General features: G+C 72.8%; 20 protein-coding genes. 8 read left to right on the top strand and 12 right to left on the bottom strand.

Annotated elements, in window-relative coordinates:
• Positions 1–2: 2 nt before the first annotated feature.
• The 6 genes from ACX9MN_RS15305 to ACX9MN_RS15280 all read right to left on the bottom strand — a co-directional run bounded on the left by ACX9MN_RS15305 (position 3) and on the right by ACX9MN_RS15280 (position 5,400).
• A complete protein-coding gene (locus ACX9MN_RS15305) occupies positions 3–1,559 on the bottom strand; it encodes a serine hydrolase (RefSeq protein WP_489724845.1) in 1,557 nt (518 codons plus the stop codon).
• A gap of 147 nt (positions 1,560–1,706) precedes the next feature.
• Complete coding sequence (locus tag ACX9MN_RS15300; RefSeq protein ID WP_489724844.1) at positions 1,707–1,979, bottom strand: DUF333 domain-containing protein; 273 nt, start codon at positions 1,977–1,979, stop codon at positions 1,707–1,709.
• A 22-nt stretch (positions 1,980–2,001) separates the two neighbouring features.
• Positions 2,002–2,820: a 3-methyl-2-oxobutanoate hydroxymethyltransferase gene (gene panB, locus ACX9MN_RS15295; RefSeq protein ID WP_489724843.1), complete on the bottom strand. Its 819-nt coding sequence runs from the start codon at positions 2,818–2,820 to the stop codon at positions 2,002–2,004.
• A 122-nt stretch (positions 2,821–2,942) separates the two neighbouring features.
• Positions 2,943–3,539 carry a rhodanese-like domain-containing protein gene (locus ACX9MN_RS15290; protein ID WP_100251975.1) on the bottom strand — a complete coding sequence of 199 codons (597 nt, stop codon included), beginning with the start codon at positions 3,537–3,539 and terminating at the stop codon, positions 2,943–2,945.
• A gap of 2 nt (positions 3,540–3,541) precedes the next feature.
• The gene (locus ACX9MN_RS15285; protein ID WP_489724842.1) at positions 3,542–4,396 is read right to left on the bottom strand and encodes a quinoprotein dehydrogenase-associated SoxYZ-like carrier; all 855 of its coding nucleotides are present in this window, start codon (positions 4,394–4,396) and stop codon (positions 3,542–3,544) included.
• Positions 4,397–4,437: 41 nt separating this feature from the next.
• Positions 4,438–5,400: a quinoprotein relay system zinc metallohydrolase 2 gene (locus ACX9MN_RS15280; protein ID WP_489724841.1), complete on the bottom strand. Its 963-nt coding sequence runs from the start codon at positions 5,398–5,400 to the stop codon at positions 4,438–4,440.
• 160 nt (positions 5,401–5,560) lie between these two features.
• Here ACX9MN_RS15280 and ACX9MN_RS15275 point away from each other — a divergent pair, with 160 nt between their 5' ends.
• Positions 5,561–6,127, top strand: coding sequence for a TetR/AcrR family transcriptional regulator (locus tag ACX9MN_RS15275; protein ID WP_042673639.1), 567 nt, complete (start codon positions 5,561–5,563; stop codon positions 6,125–6,127).
• Here ACX9MN_RS15275 and queC read toward each other — a convergent pair.
• The 4 genes from queC to ACX9MN_RS15255 all read right to left on the bottom strand — a co-directional run bounded on the left by queC (position 6,114) and on the right by ACX9MN_RS15255 (position 9,015).
• Positions 6,114–6,833, bottom strand: a complete 720-nt coding sequence (queC, locus tag ACX9MN_RS15270; protein WP_489724840.1) for a 7-cyano-7-deazaguanine synthase QueC — start codon at positions 6,831–6,833, stop codon at positions 6,114–6,116. The genes ACX9MN_RS15275 and queC overlap by 14 nt on opposite strands.
• Complete coding sequence (gene queD, locus ACX9MN_RS15265; protein WP_020092323.1) at positions 6,823–7,179, bottom strand: 6-carboxytetrahydropterin synthase QueD; 357 nt, start codon at positions 7,177–7,179, stop codon at positions 6,823–6,825. Before queD ends, queC begins: the two co-directional genes overlap by 11 nt.
• 100 nt (positions 7,180–7,279) lie before the next feature.
• Entirely contained in the window at positions 7,280–8,233 is a 954-nt protein-coding gene (locus tag ACX9MN_RS15260; protein WP_489724839.1) for a dihydrodipicolinate synthase family protein, read from the bottom strand.
• A gap of 104 nt (positions 8,234–8,337) precedes the next feature.
• Positions 8,338–9,015, bottom strand: coding sequence for a GntR family transcriptional regulator (locus tag ACX9MN_RS15255; RefSeq protein WP_489724838.1), 678 nt, complete (start codon positions 9,013–9,015; stop codon positions 8,338–8,340).
• A 117-nt stretch (positions 9,016–9,132) separates the two neighbouring features.
• Between ACX9MN_RS15255 and ACX9MN_RS15250 the strand changes: the two genes are divergently transcribed.
• A complete protein-coding gene (locus tag ACX9MN_RS15250; RefSeq protein ID WP_489724837.1) occupies positions 9,133–10,725 on the top strand; it encodes an ABC transporter substrate-binding protein in 1,593 nt (530 codons plus the stop codon).
• Positions 10,726–10,863: 138 nt separating this feature from the next.
• Here the strand turns inward: ACX9MN_RS15250 and cobT are convergent, their stop codons facing one another.
• Positions 10,864–11,904, bottom strand: a complete 1,041-nt coding sequence (gene cobT / locus ACX9MN_RS15245) for a nicotinate-nucleotide--dimethylbenzimidazole phosphoribosyltransferase (RefSeq protein ID WP_100251971.1) — start codon at positions 11,902–11,904, stop codon at positions 10,864–10,866.
• An 86-nt stretch (positions 11,905–11,990) separates the two neighbouring features.
• On the opposite strand from cobT, the gene cobS reads away from it, so the two are divergent.
• Genes cobS through ACX9MN_RS15230 form a run of 3 tightly spaced genes read left to right on the top strand, consistent with a single transcriptional unit; the run spans position 11,991 to position 13,778 of the window.
• A complete protein-coding gene (cobS, locus tag ACX9MN_RS15240; protein ID WP_100251970.1) occupies positions 11,991–12,824 on the top strand; it encodes an adenosylcobinamide-GDP ribazoletransferase in 834 nt (277 codons plus the stop codon).
• A 52-nt stretch (positions 12,825–12,876) separates the two neighbouring features.
• Positions 12,877–13,089 (top strand): DUF1289 domain-containing protein, encoded by a 213-nt coding sequence (locus ACX9MN_RS15235; protein ID WP_489724836.1) that lies wholly within the window; start codon positions 12,877–12,879, stop codon positions 13,087–13,089.
• Complete coding sequence (locus ACX9MN_RS15230) at positions 13,086–13,778, top strand: retropepsin-like aspartic protease family protein (RefSeq protein ID WP_091680249.1); 693 nt, start codon at positions 13,086–13,088, stop codon at positions 13,776–13,778. Before ACX9MN_RS15235 ends, ACX9MN_RS15230 begins: the two co-directional genes overlap by 4 nt.
• 21 nt (positions 13,779–13,799) lie before the next feature.
• Here the strand turns inward: ACX9MN_RS15230 and dusA are convergent, their stop codons facing one another.
• Complete coding sequence (gene dusA / locus ACX9MN_RS15225; protein WP_447699098.1) at positions 13,800–14,858, bottom strand: tRNA dihydrouridine(20/20a) synthase DusA; 1,059 nt, start codon at positions 14,856–14,858, stop codon at positions 13,800–13,802.
• Between the two features lie 290 nt (positions 14,859–15,148).
• Between dusA and motA the strand changes: the two genes are divergently transcribed.
• The 3 genes from motA to ACX9MN_RS15210 all read left to right on the top strand — a co-directional run bounded on the left by motA (position 15,149) and on the right by ACX9MN_RS15210 (position 19,402).
• Positions 15,149–16,012, top strand: a complete 864-nt coding sequence (gene motA / locus ACX9MN_RS15220; protein ID WP_020092314.1) for a flagellar motor stator protein MotA — start codon at positions 15,149–15,151, stop codon at positions 16,010–16,012.
• A gap of 22 nt (positions 16,013–16,034) precedes the next feature.
• Positions 16,035–16,895, top strand: coding sequence for a flagellar motor protein MotB (locus ACX9MN_RS15215; RefSeq protein WP_056532644.1), 861 nt, complete (start codon positions 16,035–16,037; stop codon positions 16,893–16,895).
• 896 nt (positions 16,896–17,791) lie between these two features.
• Positions 17,792–19,402, top strand: coding sequence for a methyl-accepting chemotaxis protein (locus ACX9MN_RS15210; RefSeq protein ID WP_489724835.1), 1,611 nt, complete (start codon positions 17,792–17,794; stop codon positions 19,400–19,402).
• The last annotated feature ends 20 nt before the right edge of the window (positions 19,403–19,422 follow it).

Genomic DNA, 19,422 nt, shown 5'->3' with positions numbered 1-19,422 from the left:
GGTCAGTCTCGCCGCGCCAGGGTGCCGAGCCCGCTCGCGTCGAGCGCGTCCACCGTCACGGCGGCGGCCCGGCCGTCGCTGCCGATGGCGAAGCGGACGGCGGAGGGGCGGTCGGGCGCCTCGGCGTCCGGGAAGCTGAGGAAGAGGTCGCGGTCGAAGTGCCGGAGGGGGTAGCGGCGCGCCCCCGCGGGGCCGACCGTCAGCGTCAGGGCGCCGTCCGCCTCCACCACGACGGCCTCGCCGACATAGGCGTTGGCGTAGCGCCCGGCATAGGCCGAGAGCGCCAGGGGCGCGGCGGGCGGCGCCGGCGGCGTGCCGTAGGCCGCCTTGTCGGCGGCGATGCCCGGCGCGAACAGGTTCTCGTAGGCGGCGCCCCAGGCCGTCACCCAGTCCCGGTCGACGCGGCCGTCGAAGACGAGGTCGGCGAAGCTGTCGGCCAGCCCCTCCGGCACGCCGGACGGGAAGGCGTTGGTCAGGACGAGGATCCCGAGACCGGCCTCCGGATGGATCGAGACGAGCGTCTGCGCGCCGACGCTGAAGGCGCCCGCGTGGCCCCAGACGAGGCCGTGGCGGCCGTACTCGACGTTCCAGCCGAGGCCGTAGAAGGACGCGGCTCCGGTCACGGGGTTGCGGCCGCGGGCCATGAGCGGGACGTGCGTCTGCGCCAGGGCCGGGGCCGCGACGCGCTGCGCGCCCTCGAAACGGCCCTTGCCGATCACGAGCCGCAGCCATCGGGAGAGGTCGCGGACATCGCTGCTGACGCCGCCGGCCGGCGCCTGCGCGTCGGGATTCCGCTCGATCTTGGCGGTCCAGACGCCGCCGGCCCGGACGTGGAGCGCCGCGCGGTCGGGCCGGCTGAGGAAATCCGCGTGGGTCGTGCCGGTGGCGGCCATCCCGAGCGGCCGGAACAGCCGGTCCCGGGCCACCGCCTCCCAGGGCTGGCCGGTCGGCTTCGCGGCGGCGACCGCGCCCTCGGTGAAGCCGAAATTGCTGTAGGCGTAGCCGGCGCGGAAGCTGGAGGCGGGCGGCGCGAGGCGCAGCCGGTGCAGGATCGCGTCGCGGCCGAAGCCGATCGCCTCCAGATCGTCGCCGGCGGTCCCCGGCAGGCCGCTGCGATGGTTGAGGAAGTCGCGCACCGTGACCTGCGCGGTCGGGTAGGGCTCGTGCAGCTGGAAGGCGGGGTCGAGATCCGCGACGCGCGAATCCCAGTCGACCACCCCGTCGCCGACCAGGGCGGCCACGATCGTCGCGGTGACGGGCTTGGACAGGGAGGCGATCTGGAAGACCGTGTCGGGGCCGACCGGCTCGGGCTTCCCGGCCTGCCTGAGGCCGTATCCCTTCAGGAGGAGCGTCTCGTCGCCGAGGACGACCGCGACCGCGAGGCCCGGCACCGCGCCCCCGTCGACGGCCCGCCGCGCCAGCGCCTCCAGCGCCGGCAGCTGCGCCTCGACCTGCGCCCGCGTCAGCGTCCCGGCGGATCCAGCTCCGGGCCCGGCCGCGATCAGGCCGAGGGCGAGGCACGCGCCGACGAGGCGCCGGCGCGATCGGGCCCGCTGCATGAGTCGTCGATCCCGCCTGAGAGAGCTCGGACCTCGAGAGTGGCATCGTCGGGCCGGCGAAATCAATCGCGCCGCCCCGGGCCGCGCCGCGAATGCGCGGGCCGGCCCGACGGACACGGACGAAGACTGTTCGGGAACCGGGCCGGGCTAGCGGAACGGGTCGGCGCCGGGTGCCGGCTTCTCGCCGCGGAGCATCCGGTACAGCGTCCATTCCTCGACGATCTTCCGCCCCGGAAGGGCGCAGAGCCCGATCGTGCCGCCATCGGGCAGCTTCGCGAGGATCGTCTGCCCGCCCATCGTCGCGCAGAAGGCCGAGGCCGGGTTCTCCAGCGCGCGGGCCGGCCCCGATCCGGCAAGGGCGGCGCAGACCGCGAGCGTGCGGACAGGCCACGCGGCGGGCGCCCTCCACGGTCCGATCATGCGCGTCATGGGCCGCCCTGCCCTAACCGTAGGTGTGGTCGTCGGCCGGGAACCGGCCGGCCCGGACCTCGTCCGCGTAGGCCTTCACGGCGTCCTCGATGTGGGTCCGCAGGCTCCCGAACTGGCGCACGAATTTCGGCGTGCGCTCGGACAGGCCGAGCATGTCCTCCAGCACCAGGATCTGGCCGTCGCAGACCGCCGAGGCGCCGATGCCGATCGTGGCGGCGGTGACCTGGGGGGAGGTCGCGATCGCCCGCGCCACCGGCTCGACGATGCCCTCGAGCACGATCGCGAAGGCGCCGGCCTCCGAGATGGCGCGGGCATCCTCCAAGAGGCGGCGCTCGTCGTCGGGGGCCCGGCCCTGGACCTTGAAGCCGCCCATCGTGTTCACCGCCTGCGGGGTGAGGCCGATATGGCCCATCACCGGCACGCCGCGCTGGACGAGGAACGCCACCGTCTCGGCGAAATGGGCGCCGCCCTCCATCTTGATCGCGCCCGCGCCGGTCTCCTTGAGAACCCGGGAGGCGCTGAGGAAGGCCTGCTCCCGGCTCGCCTCGTAGGAGCCGAACGGCATGTCGACCACGACCAGCGCCTTCTGCGTGCCGCGGATCACCGCCTGGGCCTGGAGGATCATCATCTCCAGGGTCACGGGGATCGTCGATTCCATCCCGTGCATCACCATGCCGAGGGAATCGCCCACGAGGATGAAGTCGCAATAGGGATCGACGATGCCGGCCGTGTGGGCGTGGTAGGCGGTGAGCGCGATGATCTTGCGCCCCTCGGCCTTGCGATTGCCGATATCGACCGCCCGGAGCCGTCGGGACTGCACGACCTGCGACATGGTTCAGACCTCATTCCGGCCACTCGGGACGCGGCGCGGGCCCCTCTCCCGCCCGGGAGAGCGCGCGCCCCGCCACGCGAGCCTCGTTCCGCGGCGTCTCTTACAATGCCCGGCGATGCGGGTCAGCGCCCCGCCTGCGGCTCGGCGCCCGCCTTCCAGTCCGGATCGACCGTCAGGTTCGCGGTCTCGTGCATCTCCTGCCAGCCCTCGACGCCCTCGGGGAACCAGCGCACGCCGGTATAGCCCTTCAGCACCAGCCGCTTGGCGGCGTTCCAGCTGCCCCAGCACTCGACGTGGCAGAACACCACGACGGGCTTCGCCTTGTCGCCCCCGGTCAGCGCCGCGACGCGGGCGTAGAAGAGCGCCTCGCGCGCCGGCGCCAGGGGCTCGGCGCCGGCCTCCGGCATCCAGACGGCGCCGGGGATCGACGGATGCACCGGCAGCCAGAGGCGGCTCTCCGGGAAGTTCGACGGCTTGCGGTCCGGCGCCGCCACGTCGAGCAGCACCGGCTTGTCGGGGCCGGCGATCAGGGCGGCGACGGCGTCGGCGTCGACCACCGCGGCACCCTTGAGGGTCTGCGGCGTGTAGCCCTTCGGAGGGCCGGCGTAGAGCCCCTCCGGCTCGGGCACGTTCACCGGCGAATCGGCCGGCGCCGCGGCGAGGCAGAGGAGCGCGGCGCAGGCCGCCGCGGCCCGGCCGGTCAGGAGGAGGCGCCGCATGGTCAGTTCGTCGGGCTCGGCGCGGTGAAGCTGTGCTGCCACTGGCCGCCCTGGTTGTCGGAGGCCGCCACCTGGATCGGCTTGCCGTCCGGCTTGAACGCGAAGTTGATCACCGGGTTCGAGGCGATCGAGATGTCGCCCGTCATGGTGAAGACCTTCCGGTCGCCCGCCGAGACGGTGAGCTTGTCGATGTAGCGCGCCGGCGTGTAGTCGCGGGTCACCTGGTTCATCTGCATGCCGGAGAAGTTCGGGTGGCGGATCATCAGCGTCGCCTCCACGGGCTTGCCGGCCGCCGTCTCGGCGAACTTCATGCGCATGTCGCCCATGCCCTTCATGGCCTCCTCGTCGCTCATCCCCATCGGGGCCGAGCAGCCGCCGGAGGCCTTCACGAACTGCTTGGCCTCGTAGAGCTTGCCGTCCGTCGTCTCCACCACGGCGTGCATGTCGGTGTAGTTGTTGACCCGCACGCGCAGCTTCAACTCGGCCGTGTCGGCGGCCGGCCCGAACTCGAACTTGGCCGCGTAGGGCGCCGGGTTGTCGTCGATGATCAGCGACACCGCCTTGATCTGCCCGTCCTTGGGCATGGTCAGGGTGATCGGCACCAGGGCGGCGTCGAGCGCCCGGGCGGGCGCCTCGATCTTCACGAGGCTGTCGGTCGGGGCAATCTGGCGGTCGCCGAAGATCGACTTGGCGATCTCCTGCCAGCGGGCCGCCCGCTCCTGATCGGTGTCGGAGGCGCCGGCCGCCCGCGCGGCGCCGGCGAGCGGTCCCGACAGCGCCGTCGTCGCCAGGACGAGGCCGAGGGCGAGGCTGGAGAAGGTCTGTCCGATGAAGGTCTGTCCGATCCTGTGCGTCATGGCGTGCCTCCCGATTGGCTTGGATATGGGGATTCTGAAACCTATTCCCACTCGAGTTCCTGGTAGGCCACGGTGACGTTGCGGCCGTTGTAGGTGTCGAACAGCGCCCACTTGTCGCGCTGGTCCGCCGCGACGCTGGTCACGGCCTTCTCGATGGGCACGTCCTTGGCGATCGCCGCCCGGGTGCCGTCGCGCAGGGCGGTCAGGTAGCCGGAGAGGTCGGCGAGCGCCGGGGCAAGGTCGACCGCGACGGGGCCGTGGCCCGGCACGGCCCGGGCGGGACCCATGGCCTTCAGCCGCTCGATCTCGGCGAGCCAGCCCTTGAGGCTGCCGTCGAGGGAGGGGATCCGGTTCACGAACAGCAGGTCGGCGGGGAACAGCAGGCCGCTGCCGGAATCGATCATCGACAGGTCCGAGGTGGTGTGCGCCGGACCGTGCGCCGTGAAGGTCAGGCGCCGGTCGCCGAGGTCGATCTCGGCCGTGTCTTTGACGCTCATCGTCGGGTAGACCACCGGCCCGGTCCGGTCCTCGCCGAGCAGATCGATCAGCCGCTTGCGGTAGAACTCGCCCCGGGCCGCCAGGGCCTCGGTGAGCTTGGCGTGGCCGATGAAGACCGGCTTGTCCTGGACGAAGGCCCCCGCCCCGAAGACGTGGTCCGGGTGGACGTGGGTCAGCACCACGTGGGTGATCGGCTTGTCCGTGCGCTTGGCGATCTCGGCGCGCAGCCACTGGCCGTCGGCGAGGCTGCCGCCGGACTCGGTCACCACCACGCCGGTCCTGCCGACGAGGAAGCCGATATTGGCGATGGCGTCGGCGTTGTCGGGGGTGGCGTCGGCGATCAGGCCCTTGCGCACGTACAGGCCGGGCCCGACCTCCTCCATCGTGAAGCTCTCGGCGGCGCGGCCCAGCGTCGGCAGGCAGCACAGGCAGAGCCCCGCGAAGAGGGCGTACCGCCGCGTCGGCCCGGCGGCCTGCCTCCGCGGATGGACGGCGCGTGCCGTCATGCCGAAACCTCCCGATCTTGCCCGTTCTTGATTGTCTACCATTAAGTAGGTAGATTGATCGTCCGTCAAGGGGTCGCCGGGAGCCGGTCCCCGCCGCGGCCGCACGTTCGCGTGACTTCGTGCGATGACGGGGGTGAGTTTTGGAGCGACGTTCGCCGCGATGAGGGATACCCGCGCCGAGTTGCTGATGCAGGCCGAGACCCTGGTGCGGGGCCGCGGCTTCGCCGGCTTCAGCTACGCCGACCTCGCGGCGGCGGTGGGCATCCGCAAGGCGAGCATCCACCACCACTTCCCCACCAAGGTCGATCTCGGCGCCGCCCTGGTGGCGGCCTACGCGGCGCGCTACGCCGCGGCCCTGGAGGCGATCCGCCGGGACGTGCCGGACGGGCCGGGCCGGGTCGAGGCCTACGGGCGGCTCTATCTCGGCGGCGTCGAGCAGGGGCTCGGCTGCCTCTGCGCGGCGCTGGCCATCGAGGGCGAGGCCCTGCCCGAGCGCCTGCGCCGGGACGTCGCGGCCTTCTTCGCGGACCATCTCGCGTGGCTGGAGGGCATCCTGCGCGCGGGCCAGGCGGACGGCAGCGTCCGCGGCGGCGCGGATCCGGCGGCGCTCGCCCGCTACGTCGTCGCCACCCTGGAGGGCGCGCTCCTGATGGAGCGCCTGTTCGCGAGCCCCGACGCCTTCCGGGGGACGCTGGCGGTGCTGGTCGACGGCCTCAGGCCGCAGTGAACCGGGCGTAGCCGTCCGCCCGCAGCCGGCAGGCCGGGCAGGTTCCGCAGCCGTAGCCCCAGGGATGCCGCTGCCCGCGCTCGCCGAGGTAGCAGGTGTGGCTCTCCTCGACGATCAGGTCGACCAGCGGCCGCCCGCCGAGGCTCTCGGCGAGGTCCCAGGTCTGCGCCTTGTCGAGCCACATCAGCGGCGTGTGCAGCACGAAGCGCCGCTCCATGCCGAGATTGAGCGCCACCTGCAGGGCCTTGATCGTGTCGTCGCGGCAATCCGGGTAGCCGGAATAGTCGGTCTCGCACATGCCGCCGACCACGTGCCGGAGCCCGCGCCGGTAGGCGAGCGCCGCCGCGAAGGTCAGGAACACGAGGTTGCGGCCGGGCACGAAGGTGTTGGGCAGGCCCGACGCCTCGTAGCCGATCGCGGCCTCCCGGGTCAGCGCCGTCTCGGAGACCTGCCCGAGGGCGTCGAGGGCGAGCGTGTGGTCCTCGCCGAGGCGGGCCGCCCAGGCGGGATCGAGGGCGGTCGTGCCCGCCCGCAGGGCCGCGCGGCGGTCGAGCTCGACCCGGTGGCGCTGGCCGTAGTCGAAGCCGAGGGTCTCGACGTGGTCGAACCGGTCCAGCGCCCAGGCGAGGCAGGTGGCCGAATCCTGGCCCCCGGAGAACAGCACCAGCGCGGCGCGATCCCCGGCGATCGCGGTCTCACTCGCCATCGTACTCGGCCCAGGACATCGGGGTCTCGGCGACCCGCACGAGCGCGAGGCCTGGCAGGTCCGGCCGGAGGCGCTGCCAGATCCAGGCCGCGATGTTCTCGGCGGTCGGGTTCTCCAGCCCCTCGATCTCGTTGAGGCAGTGGTGGTCGAGCCGGGCGAGCAGCGGCCCGAAGATCGACTCGATGTCGTAGAAGTCGATCACCCAGCCGGTGTGGGGATCGACCGGGCCGGCGACCGTCAGCTCGACCCGGTAGGAATGCCCGTGCATCCGGTGGCAGCGGTGGGTCTCGGGCACGTTCGGCAGCCGGTGGGCCGCCTCGAAGGTGAAGGCTTGAGTGATCTTCATGGACGGTTCGCGGGTAAGGCCGATCTCGCCCCCGCCATAGCGCCGACGGGCGGTCCCGCGCAAAGGCGGGCTGCCCTGCGTTCGGCGGCGCGCCTGGGGATCAGGCCCCGGCGCCGGCTTCCGACCACTGTGCGTACCACGCCTTGAACAGGCGCAGCTGCGTCTCCGCGTAGTGGCGCTGACCGGCGCTGAGCGCGTCGGTGGCGTTGAAGTGCAGCGCGTATTCCGGGTTCCCCTCCAGCACCATCAGGTGCTTGTAGTAGAGGACGAGGTCGGTCCCCTCGTCGAAGCTCGACAGGATCGCCAGCGCGGCGTCGAGTTCCTCGGCCCGGCGCCGGGCCCGGACGTCGCCCGCGGCGGCCTTCTCGCACAGGCCGACGAGGTGGAGCACCTCCCGCGGCAGGACGTTGCCGATGCCCGTGATGGCGCCCCGGGCGCCGCAATTGACGTAGCCGTGCACCACCTGGGTATCCACGCCGACCATCAGGGTGATGTCGGGCGACTGGCCGGTGATGTGCTCGGCCGCGTAGGTGAGCGAGGCCGCGCCGCCGAATTCCTTGAAGCCGACGAGGTGCGGGTGGCGGGCGCGCAGGCGGAAGAACAGGTCCGCCCGGGTCTCGAACCCGTAATAGGGGCTGTTGTAGATCACCGACGGCAGGTCGACGGCCGCCTCCAGGATGCCGCCGAAATGCGCCTCCTGGGCCGCAGACGAACTGCCGCGCGACAGGACCCGCGGGATGATCATCAGGCCGTGGGCACCGGCCGCCTTGGCGTGCGCCGCGAGCGCCGCCGCCCGCTTCGGGTTCTGCGCGCCGGTCCCGACGATCACCGGGACGCCGGCGGCGAGCAGCCGCTCGACGCCCGCCATCCGCTCCTCGTCGGTGAGCAGCGGCCAGTCGCCCATCGAGCCGCAATAGACGACCGCCGACATGCCGGCATCGACGAGCTCCCGCCCCTTGCGCGCGAGGGCGTCGAGGTCGGGCGTCCGGTCCGGCCGGCAGGGCGTCATCAGGGCCGGGATCGTGCCGGAGAAGATGTGTCGATCGAAGGCCATCGCCGGCTCGCCTGCTGGGAGGTGGGACCGTCCCGGCCGGCCTTGCTGGCCTCGCGGGGCGGCTCGCCCCTCCATGGCAGCGCCGCGCGAGTCTGGCAAGGATTTTATACAATCGCCGTTGTGGGGGCTGCGCCGGGCGCCGTGCCGAGGAACGCCATCAGCGCGGCGGCGACGTGGTCGATATGGTCGGTCAGGAGGGCGCAGGCGGCCGAGACGTGGCCGTTCCGGCAGAGCCGGACGATCTCGCGGTGCTCGCGGTCGGCCCGCTCCAGCTCGGCGCTGTCGGTGGAGAGCTGGAGGCGCGTGTAGCGGTCGCACTCGGCCAGCAGGGAGCCGACCAGTCCGAGGGCGCGGGGACGATCCGCCCGGCCGTAGAGGAGGAGGTGCAACTCCGTGTTGAGGGCGCCCCAGCGCGCCGTCGCGCCCGCCCGCAGGGCCGCGGCGTACTCCTCCAGCAGGGCGTCGGCCCGGGCGTAGTCGTCGTCGGTCAGGCGGGGCGCCGAGAGGGCCAGGAGGCGCGGCTCGAGGGCGCCCCGGAGCTCGAGGGCCTCGGCGGCGTCGGCCGCCGAGAGCGGCGCCACCATGGCCCCGCGATGCGGCAGGATCCGCACGAGGCCCTCGGCCTCCAGCTGGAACAGAGCCTCGCGCACCGGGATCCGGCTGGCGCCGAACTCAGCCGCGAGGCCGTCCTGCCGGAGCTGCGAGCCGGCCGGATAGCGGCCGTCGAGGATGCGCCGCCGGATCTCGGTCCCGATCGAGCCCGCGATGGTCCGGTTCTTCATCGTCTCGCTCCCGGTCGACCCCGGATGCCCCGCAGGACCCTTGACGGCGGAGCTCCGGTGTTGAAATTGTATAAAATCAATCGGGCAACGGGCTCGATCACGACAAGGGTGCCCGCGATGACGCTCTCCCGCCGCCAGATCCTGGCCGGTACCGCAGGCGCGGCCGCCGGCCTCGGCCTCCCGCACCTGGTCCGGGCCCAGCCCGGCGGCGGCAGCGTGCTGCGCTTCATCCCGTCGACGCCCCTGCCGTCCCTCGATCCGATCGTCGCCACGAGCTACGTCATCCGCAATCACGGCTATCTCGTCTACGACACGCTGTTCGCCACCGACGAGAATTTCCGCATCCAGCCGCAGATGGTGAGCGAGTGGCAGACCGCGCCCGACGGCCTGCGCTGGACCTTCCATCTCCGCGACGGCCTCACGTTCCACGACGGCTCCCCCGTCGAGGCCAAGGACTGCATCGCGTCCATCGCGCGCTGGTCCAAGCGGGACGCGTTCGGCCAGACCCTGGCGGGCTTCGTGGAGGGGTACGGCCAGGAGGACGCGCGGACCTTCACGGTCGCGCTGAAGAAGCCGTTCCCCCTGCTCCCGGCGGCGCTCGGCAAGCTGTCCTCGAACGTGCCCTTCATCATGCCGGAGCGCGTCGCCCTCCAGGACGCGTCCAAGCCGATCGCCGACGCCACGGGCTCCGGGCCCTGGCGCTTCGAGGCGCGGGAGTGGATCCCGGGCCAGAACGCGATCTACACCCGCCACGCCGGCTACCGCCCCCGCGAGGAGGCGCCCTCCTGGGCGGCCGGCGGCAAGGTCGCCAAGGTCGACCGGATCGAGTGGCTCGCCATCACCGAGGCCTCGGCGGCGGTGGGCGCGATGATCCAGGGGGCGGTCGACTGGTACGAGCAGCCGGCGATCGACCTGATCCCCGTCCTCAAGGGCAAGCCGGGGATCGAGATCCGCAACGTGCCGCTCGGGCTGATCCTGCTGATGCGGTTCAACCACACGCAGCCGCCGTTCAACAATCCCGAGATCCGCCGGGCCGTGATGATGGCCATGAAGCAGGACGACTACATGCAGGCGGTCGTCGGCAGCCCCGAATACTACCGGGAGGCCAAGACCTTCTTCACGCCGGGCTCGCCGATGTCGACCGGGGCCGGCGGGGCCGCGGCCATGCAGGCGGACCTCGCCAAGGCCAAGGCGATGCTGGCCAAGGCCGGCTACAAGGGCGAGCGCGTGGTGCTGCTGGCCCCGGCCGACCAGCCGATCGCCTACAACCAGTCGCTGGTGACCCAGGACCTGCTCAAGCAGCTCGGCATGAACGTCGATCTGGTCTCGACCGACTGGGGCAGCTTCATCGCCCGCCGCGGCAACCGCGGGCCGGTCGATGCCGGCGGCTGGTCGCTGTTCCACACCCTCTGGTCGGGGGCCGACGTGCTGAACCCGGCGCTCCACCCGCTGATCCGCGCCAACGGTCAGGCGGCGTGGTTCGGCTGGCCGGACGACCCGACCCTGGAGGGCCTGCGCAGCGAGTGGATCGCCACCAGCGACGAGGCGCAGCAGAAGGCGCTCGCCGCGCGCATCGAGGAGCGGGCCTTCGCGGTCGTGCCCTACGCCCCCGCGGGCCTCGTGCAGCAGCCGATGGCGGTCAGCGCGAAGCTCAAGGGCATGGTCATGGCGCCGGTGCAGTTCTTCTGGAACATCGAGAAGACCGGCTGATCACGGCCGGCCAGAAGACCGTCCGTCTTTGCGAGCGCAGCGAAGCAATCCAGCGACGCTACGCTTGCCGACGTCCCGCTGCCCTGGATTGCTTCGCTCCGCTCGCAAAGACGCGAGGGCGCAGGTGCCCGCGCGGCTTCAGCCCGCGCCCTTCCCCGACACGCCGGCCTGCGCGAAGGTCGCCATGCCGGTGTGGCAGGCGAGCGCGCCCTTCAGCAGGCCCATCGCCATGCCGGCGCCCGAGGCCTCGCCGAGGCGCATGCCGAGCGCCAGCAGCGGCACCAGCCCGAGCCGCTCCAGAACCTCCGCGTGGGCGCCCTCCGCCGAGACGTGGCCGGCGAGGCAGTGGTCGAGGGCGCCCGGGTCGGCGGCGTGCAGCACGGCCGCGGCGGCGGTCGCCACGTAGCCGTCGATCACCACCGGGATGCGCTGCAGCCGCGCGGCCAGGATCGCCCCCGCCATGGCGGCGATCTCCCGGCCGCCGAGGCGCGCCAGGACCTGGAGCGGGTCGTCGAGGTGGCCGGCATGGTGCGCGAGCGCCGCCTCCACGGCCGCGACCTTCCGGGACAGGCCGTCCCGGTCGACTCCTGTGCCGCGCCCGACCCAGTGGGCGGGATCGCCGCCGAACAGGGCGGCGTAGAGGGCGGCCGCCACCGTGGTGTTGCCGATGCCCATCTCGCCGATGCCGAGGCAGTCGGTGCCGGCGGCCACCGCCTCCATGCCGAACGCCATGGTGGCGACCGTGGCGCGCTCGTCGAGGGCCGGCCCCTCCGCGATGTCGCCGGTGGGCATGTCGAGGGCGAGGTCGAACACCTTGAAGCCGAGGCCGTAGGCCGCGCAGATCTGGTTGATCGCCCCGCCCCCGGCGGCGAAGTTGTCGAGCATCTGGCGGTTGACCGCGTCCGGGAAGGCCGAGACGCCGCGGCGCGTGACCCCGTGGCTGCCGGCGAAGACGCAGACCAGCGGCCGGTCGAAGGTCGGCGGCGCCTTGCCCTGCCACGCCGCCAGCCACGTCACGAGGCTCTCGAGGCGCCCCAGCGAACCGGCGGGCTTCGTCAGGGTCGCGTCCCGGGCCGCGACGGCTTCCTTCGCCTCCGCGTCGGGGCCCGGCATCGCCTTCAGCAGGTTGCGGATGTCGTCGAAGGGGCCGGGTTCGGGAGCGGTCGTCGAATCGGTCATGGCGGCGATGATTTCCTGTGGGCGCCTCCGGACGGGGAGACTATACGGGAGCGGCGCGCGGTGGCGGGCGGATGCGAGAGGCCGCGATGAACAGGCAGACCGGCGGGGAGGCCGACTGGCCCGGGCGCGGCGCCCTCTACGACCTCGCCGGGTGCCTGCGCTTCTACTCCCGCCTGCCGGTGCCGCAACTGCCCGGCGAGCCGGACCCGCACCGCAGCCCCGACTTCACCACCCTGCCGCGGATGCTGCCGCTGGCCGGCCTGATCCTGGCGCTGCCCGCCGCCCTGGTGCTGGCGGCCGGCTGGGCCGTCGGGCTCGGGCCGTTCCTGGCCGCGACCCTCGCGGTGGCGGTCGCCGTGGTGGCGACCGGCGCCCTCCACGAGGACGGGCTCGCGGACGTCGCCGACGGGTTCGGCGGCGGCGCCACCCGGGAGCGCCGCCTGGAGATCATGCGCGACAGCCGGATCGGCGCCTACGGTGGCGCCGCCCTGGTCCTGGCGCTGGCCCTGCGGATCGGCGCCCTGGCGACGCTCCTCGACCGGATCGGCCACGCGGCCGTGACCGGCCTGATCCTGGCGGCCGCCCTGTCGCGGGTCGCCGCCCTCGCCCCGATGGTGCTGCTCGCGCCGGCGCGGCCGGGCGGCCTCTCCGCCTCGGTCGGCCGCCCGGGCCGGGCGAGCCTCGCCACCGCGCTGGGCCTCGGCGCGGTGCTGGCGCTCGGCGCCGTGCCCCTCGGCCTGCCCCTCGGCGGCGTCGCGCTGATGATCCTGTGCGCCGGCCTCGCGGCCCTGGGCCTGACCCGGCTGGCGCGCGCCAGGATCGGCGGCCAGACCGGCGACGTCATCGGCGCCTGCCAGCAGGTCGCGGAGATCGCCGCCCTGCTGGCCCTGGTGGCGGCGACGGCGGGCGTGGCGGATTGAGGGAGGCCGCCGCGTCTTGACCCGGCCACGATCCCCCGGCCAAGGATCACCGATGCCGCCCGCGCCGAAACCCTCCTCGCCCTGCACCAAGGTCTGCGTCCTCGACGCCGCGACCGGCCTGTGCTGCGGCTGCGGCCGGACCCGCGACGAGATCGCCGCCTGGGGCTCGCTGTCGGAGGACCGGCGCCGCGCCGTGATGGCGGGGCTCGGCGCCCGGATGCGGGCCGCCGGCCTCACCGCCCTGGAAGCGCCGCTGCCGTCATGATCTATCTCGGCCTCGCGGCCCTCGCCCTGGTTCTCGTCGCCCTGGTCCTCAGCGACGGCAGCGACAGGGTCGGCGGCGTGATCGAGCCCGACCAGTTGGCGAACCTCGCCTGGACCGGCACGATCCTGCTCCTGGTGGTGGCCGGGTTCTGGCGGCAGTTCACGGCCCGGCTCGGCGCGAACCTGCAGGCGCTCCTGGCCTGGGCGCTGATCGGCCTCGCCCTGGTGATCGGCTACAGCTACCGCGACCGGATCCAGGATGTCGGCGCCCGGGTGCTCGGCGATCTCCGGCCGGGGAGCGCGACCTCGAGCGGCGACGGCGCCGTCACCGTCACCCGGCGGGCGGACGGCGATTTCCGGGTCGACGCCTTGGTCAACGGCCGGGTGCAGCCTTTCCTGTTCGACACCGGGGCGAGCAGCGTCGTGCTCACCGCCGAGAACGCCGCCGCGCTGGGGCTCACGCCCGCGCCCTCCGAGTTCACCGCCCGCGTCTCCACCGCCAACGGCATCACCTACGCGGCGCCGACCCAGCTCGACTCGCTCAGCGTCGGGACGATCACCGAGCGGCGCGTCAACGCCATGGTGGCCAAGCCGGGCGCGCTCTCGGCAAACCTCCTCGGCCAGACCTTCCTGTCGCGGCTCTCCGGCTACGAGGTCCGGGGCGACCGCCTGATCCTGCGCCGGCCCTGACCGGGCCGCCGCGCAAGGCGCTCAGGCGGCGCGGGCCTCGGGGGCGGCGCGGGAGACCAGCGCCACCGCCTCCCGCAGGGTCGCGAGGTCGGCCTCCGGGCGCATCCCGTGGGTCGAGAGGTGGCGCCGGAAGGCCCGCGCGCCCGGCCGGCCGTTGAACAGGCCGAGCATGTGCCGGGTGACCGCGTGGAGGCGCTCGCCCCGGGCGAGGCACGCGGCGATGTAGGGCTCGAACGCCGCGACCGCCGCGAAGGCGTCGGGGGCCGGCGCCGGCACGCCGAACAGGTCGGGATCGACCCCGAGCAGGAGCGCCGGCTCGGTGTAGGCGGCGCGGCCGACCATGACGCCGTCGACCTCGGCGAGCCGCGCCCGCGCGGAATCCAGGTCGCGCAGGCCGCCGTTGACCGCGATCGGCAGGCCGGGAAGCCGCCGCTTCAGCCGCGCGGCGCGGCCGTAATCGAGGGGCGGCACGTCCCGGTTCTCCTTGGGCGAGAGTCCCTGGAGCCACGCCTTGCGGGCGTGGACGATCAGCCCGTCGACGCCCGCCGCCACCACGGCGTCGGCCAGGGTGTCGAGCGCCGCCTCGGGGTCCTGGTCGTCGACGCCGATCCGGCACTTCACCGTCACCGGCACGGGGACCGCGGCCTTCATGGCGGCGACGCAGTCGCCGACCAGGGCCGGCTCGCGCATCAGGCAGGCGCCGAAGCGGCCCTCCTGCACCCGGTCCGAGGGGCAGCCGACGTTGAGATTGACCTCGTCGTAGCCGAGATCCGCGGCGATCCGGGCGGCCCGCGCCAGGTCCGCCGGGTCCGAGCCGCCGAGCTGGACCGCTACCGGGTGCTCGATCTCCGCGAAGCCGAGCAGGCGCTCCCGCGGCCCGTGCAGCACCGCGCCGGTCGTCACCATCTCGGTGTAGAGGCGGGCGCGCGCCGAGAGGGACCGGTGGAACGCCCGGCAGTGGCGGTCCGTCCAGTCCATCATCGGGGCGACGGAGAAGCGCCATCCGCTGAGAGTTCTGGGTTCTTCCGTTGCGGCAATCACTTGCTGTCGCTCTCGTGCTGTACCTCGGCGATGCCCCATCGGGCGTCGGACTGCTCGGAATCCGGCTGTGGCGTGCCCGCTCGGCCCCGTCCGGTCCCACCGCGGGGGCGCGATGGGGACCATCGTCGAGTCCGCGGGGAAGCACGGGACGACGGGGTATCACGCCCGGATCGTCGTCAAAAGAGACGGCACGGTCCACCGCGGGGCCCGGACCGTCGACCGGCGCGCCGCCGCGGCTCTAAACGCGCCGTTAACCAAGATCAGTGATTTCCCAGGTCATTGGTAGCGTCGCGCGGGGTGCATCTGCCGCCGCGCAAGGATGGCACATCATGCGGCTGATCGTCGGCACAGTGATCGTCTTCGCCTGCGTCTTCGGCAGCTACGCGGCGATGGGCGGCCATCTGCTGGTCCTGTGGCAGCCGTTCGAGTTCGTCATCATCCTGGGTGCGGCGATCGGCGCCTTCGTCATCGGCAACACCGGGCCGGTGCTCAAGGCCGTGCCCGCCATGCTGGGCACGCTGATCAAGGGCCCCAAGTACAACCAGCAATCCTATGTCGAGCTGCTGGGAATGCAGTATTCGTTGTTCAAGCTCGCGAAGCAGAAGGGTGCGATGGCGCTCGAGCCGCACATCGAGGATCCGGGCGAGTCGACGCTGTTCAACGCCTTCCCGACCTTCGCGGCGAACCACCACGCGGTCGAGTTCGTCTGCGACTACATGCGCATGGTGACGCTGGGCGCCAACAACGTCCACGAGATCGACGCGCTTATGGATGAGGAACTGGAGACGCACCACCAGGAGCAGGAGCGCGTCGTCTCGGCCATGCAGTCGCTCGCCGACGGGACGCCGGCGCTCGGCATCGTCGCCGCCGTGCTCGGCGTGATCAAGACGATGGGGGCGATCAAGGAGCCGCCGGAGGTGCTGGGGCACCTGATCGGCGGCGCGCTCGTCGGCACCTTCTTCGGCGTCTTCGTGGCCTACGGCTTCTTCGGGCCCATGGCGCAGTCGCTCAAGAGCCTCTTCGAGGCCGAGTCCAAGTACTATCTCTCGCTCAAGGCGGGGCTGCTCGCCCACATCGCCGGCCAGCCGCCGGTGATGGCGGTCGAGTTCGCCCGCAAGTCCCTGATGAGCGACGTCCGCCCGACCTTCAACGAAGTGGAAGCGGCGACCGCCGCTCTGCCCGCCCAGAGCTGATCCGACATCCGGGAGGGAGTCCATGGCGACGATCATCATCAAGAAGGTCAAGAAGGCCGCCCACGCCCACCACGGCGGGGCCTGGAAGATCGCCTACGCGGACTTCGTGACCGCCATGATGGCGTTCTTCCTGCTGATGTGGCTGATCAGCATGACGACGCAGGAGCAGAAGATCGGCCTGGCGGAGTACTTCTCGCCGGCGGCTCTGAGCCCTGCGACCAGCGGCGCCGGCGGAATCCTGTACGGGACCGCCCTCGACACGTCCGGCAACAAGCCATCCACGCCCCGCGACGCGGAGCGGGGCTCCGCCGAGCGGGAGGAGATCACGCGCCCGACCAGCCCGGGGCGCGTCAGCGACGTCGATGCCAGCCGCCCGGTCGCCAACGTGGAGGCCAATTTCAGCGCCATAGCCAGCCTCCGGCAGGCGCTCCAGACGATGCCCGACATCGCCGAACTGTCGAAGAACATCGTGATCGAGCAGACCAAGGAGGGCGTGAACGTCTCCCTCGTGGACCAGGACGGCCGCTCCATGTTCCGCGAGGGGTCCGTCGAGCCCTACGACCGCACCCGTCGCGTGCTGGAGGCCCTCGCGCCCGCCATCCGGCGGCTGCCCAACCGCCTGTCGATCACCGGCTACACGGCCGTTGCGCGCCCGGGCTCGACGCGGGCCGGCGAGCCCTGGAACCTCTCCGCCGGGCGTGCCCTCGCCGTGCGCGAGGTCCTGTCGGGTGCCGGGGTTCCCAACGACAACTTCTCCTCCGTGTCGGGACGCGGCGACACGGAGCCGGTTTTCCCGGACAATCCCTATCTCGCGCCGAACCGGCGGGTGACGATCACGCTGCTCAACGCGAGCCCGCCGGTGCCCCCGAACCTTCTCCGCTGACGCCGGAGCGGCGCGTCGCGTCGGACCGCGACGCGGCGCGCCGTCGATGCCGCCTCACGTCACCGCGGCGCGTCACGCGCTCCGCGCGGGACCGCGCGCCGCCGCGTCGCTTCCGGCGCGCGGTGTCGAGGCGGCGCGGGTGGCCGGCGACCGGGCCGAGCGCCCGCGCCGCGCCGAGGCGGAAGGCTGACGGCGCGGCGGCGCGCGCGTCGCCCGCGAGCGGCACCGCGATCCCTGAGCCCGCCGCGCTCGGAGCCTCCGGGTTCGAGGCCGCACCGGCGCGATCCGGGTCAGCCCCGGGCATCCTCTCGCCGGGACGCCGGACATCGATGTCGCGGTCGGGCCGCGCGCCTCGCGCTCCACGGGGCGCGACAGCGTCCGACGATTCACCGCCGGGACCTGCGCGCAATTCGCCCCCCCGCCCTGACTCCCGGAAGCGGACCGGCGGCAGGCCGCCCGGAGCAGCTGGTCGAGCGCGGTCGACGGGCGGGCGTGGACGACCGGCGGCTCGCTGACCCGCCGCGTGTCGCGCGGCGTGCGCCTCTCGAACGTCGTGTTCCTGCCTCGCCCGCTCCGGCCGCGCGGTGGGCGCGTCCGGCCCGCCGATCGGCGCCCGCGGGTCGTGCGACGGCGGCACGAGACCGTCCGCGACGAGGTCGATCGTCCCGGCCGACCGCTCCGCCGGGAGCGCGATGAAGCATATCTCACATGTGTGGCCGGAATGGAATTATTCCAATGTTCGGCAGATGATCGGCGGCCGCGGCGCCGAAGGACAGTTGATTCGATCCGCGAGCTTCGCGGTGTAGCTTTATTTATAGTTAGGAATATTTGATATGACGATCGGTAGAAAGATATTTTGTCTTATCAGTAGCATCCTTCTGGCATTCATATCGATCGTGGGCGTCCAGGTCTCGTCCGTCGGCGCGGTGATGATGGAGGGGCGCAAGGCCGCCATCCGCGCCCAGGTCGAGTCGGCGCACGGCATCGTGGCGGCGTTCGCCCGGCAGGCGGAGGCCGGCGCCGTCTCGGCCGACGAGGCGCGGCGGCGCGCGGCGGAGGCGCTGCGGGCCATGCGCTACAACGGCGGCGACTACGTCTTCGTCTACAGCTCGGAGCCGGGCAACATCGGCCGCAACGTCGTGCATCCCGATCCCAAGATCGAGGGCACGCGGTCCCGCGACGACGCGGCGATGAAGAAGACCTTCGTCTGGACGATGATCCAGCACGCCCGGGAGGGCGGCGGCTTCACCGAGTACCGCTGGGCCCGCCTCGGCGAGACCGAGCCCGCCCCGAAGGTCGCCTACTCGCTCGCCTACGAGCCCTGGCAATGGGTCATCAATTCGGCCCTGTACGTGGACGACATCCACGCCCTGGACCGGGCGCGGATGGTCACCACCCTGCTCTGGCTGATCCCCCTCGCGATCGGGATCGGGCTGGTCGGGTTCCTGCTGGCGCGCAGCATCACCCGCCCCCTGAGCGCCTTCACGGCCGCCCTGCGCCGCCTCGCCGGCGGCGCGACGGACGTCGCCATCCCGGGTCTCGGCCGGCGCGACGAGATCGGCCAGATGGCCGAGGCCGCCGGCGTGTTCCGGGACAGCATGATCGAGGCGCGGACCCTGTCGACCGAGCAGCGCGCCGAGCAGGAGCGTCGGCAGGAGCGGGCCCAGTGGATGGAGGCGGTGACCCGCAGCTTCGACACCGAGGCGAGCCAGCTCCTGGCACGGGTCGACACCGCCGCGGCCGGCATGCGGGAGGCCTGTCGGGCGATGGCCGACACCGCCGCGCAGGCGTCGCGGCAGGCCGGCTCGGCGGCCGGGGCGGCGCAGCAGGCGGCCGCCAACGTGCAGACGGTGGCGGCGGCGACCGAGGAGCTGTCCGCCTCGATCGGCGAGATCGGCGGGCAGGTCACCAAGTCGGCCGCGATCGCCGGTCAGGCGGTGAGCGAGGCGGAGCGGACCGACCGGCAGATCCGCGGCCTCGCCGGGGCGGCGGAGCGGATCGGGGAAGTCGTGCGGATCATCTCGGCGATCGCCGAGCAGACCAACCTGCTGGCGCTGAACGCCACGATCGAGGCGGCGCGGGCGGGCGAGTCGGGGCGCGGCTTCGCGGTGGTCGCCGCCGAGGTGAAGGGTTTGGCCGGGCAGACCGCGAAGGCCACGGAGGAGATCACCGCGCAGATCGCGGCGATCCAGGGCGAGACGACGGAGGCGGTCGGCGCGGTCCACTCGATCGGGAGGACCGTCGACACGATGAACGCGATCGCCAGCGCGATCGCGACGGCGGTCGAGCAGCAGCGGTTCGCCACCGGGCACATCTCGCAGAACATCGACGAGGCCGCCCGGGGGACCGACGCGGTGAGCGCGAACGTGGTCTCGGCCTCGTCGGCGGCGGAGGCGACGCACCGCGTGGCCGGGGAGGTCGGTGCCGCGGCCGGCGACGTCTGCCGCAGCGCCGAGGCCCTGCGCGCCGAGGTGATGCGCTTCCTCGTCGAGATGCGCGCCGCCTGAGCGCGCCGTCGCCCCGGACG

The sequence above is a fragment of the Methylobacterium sp. 1A genome (assembly GCF_058072805.1).
This window is presented reverse-complemented; position numbering and strand designations above follow the sequence as displayed.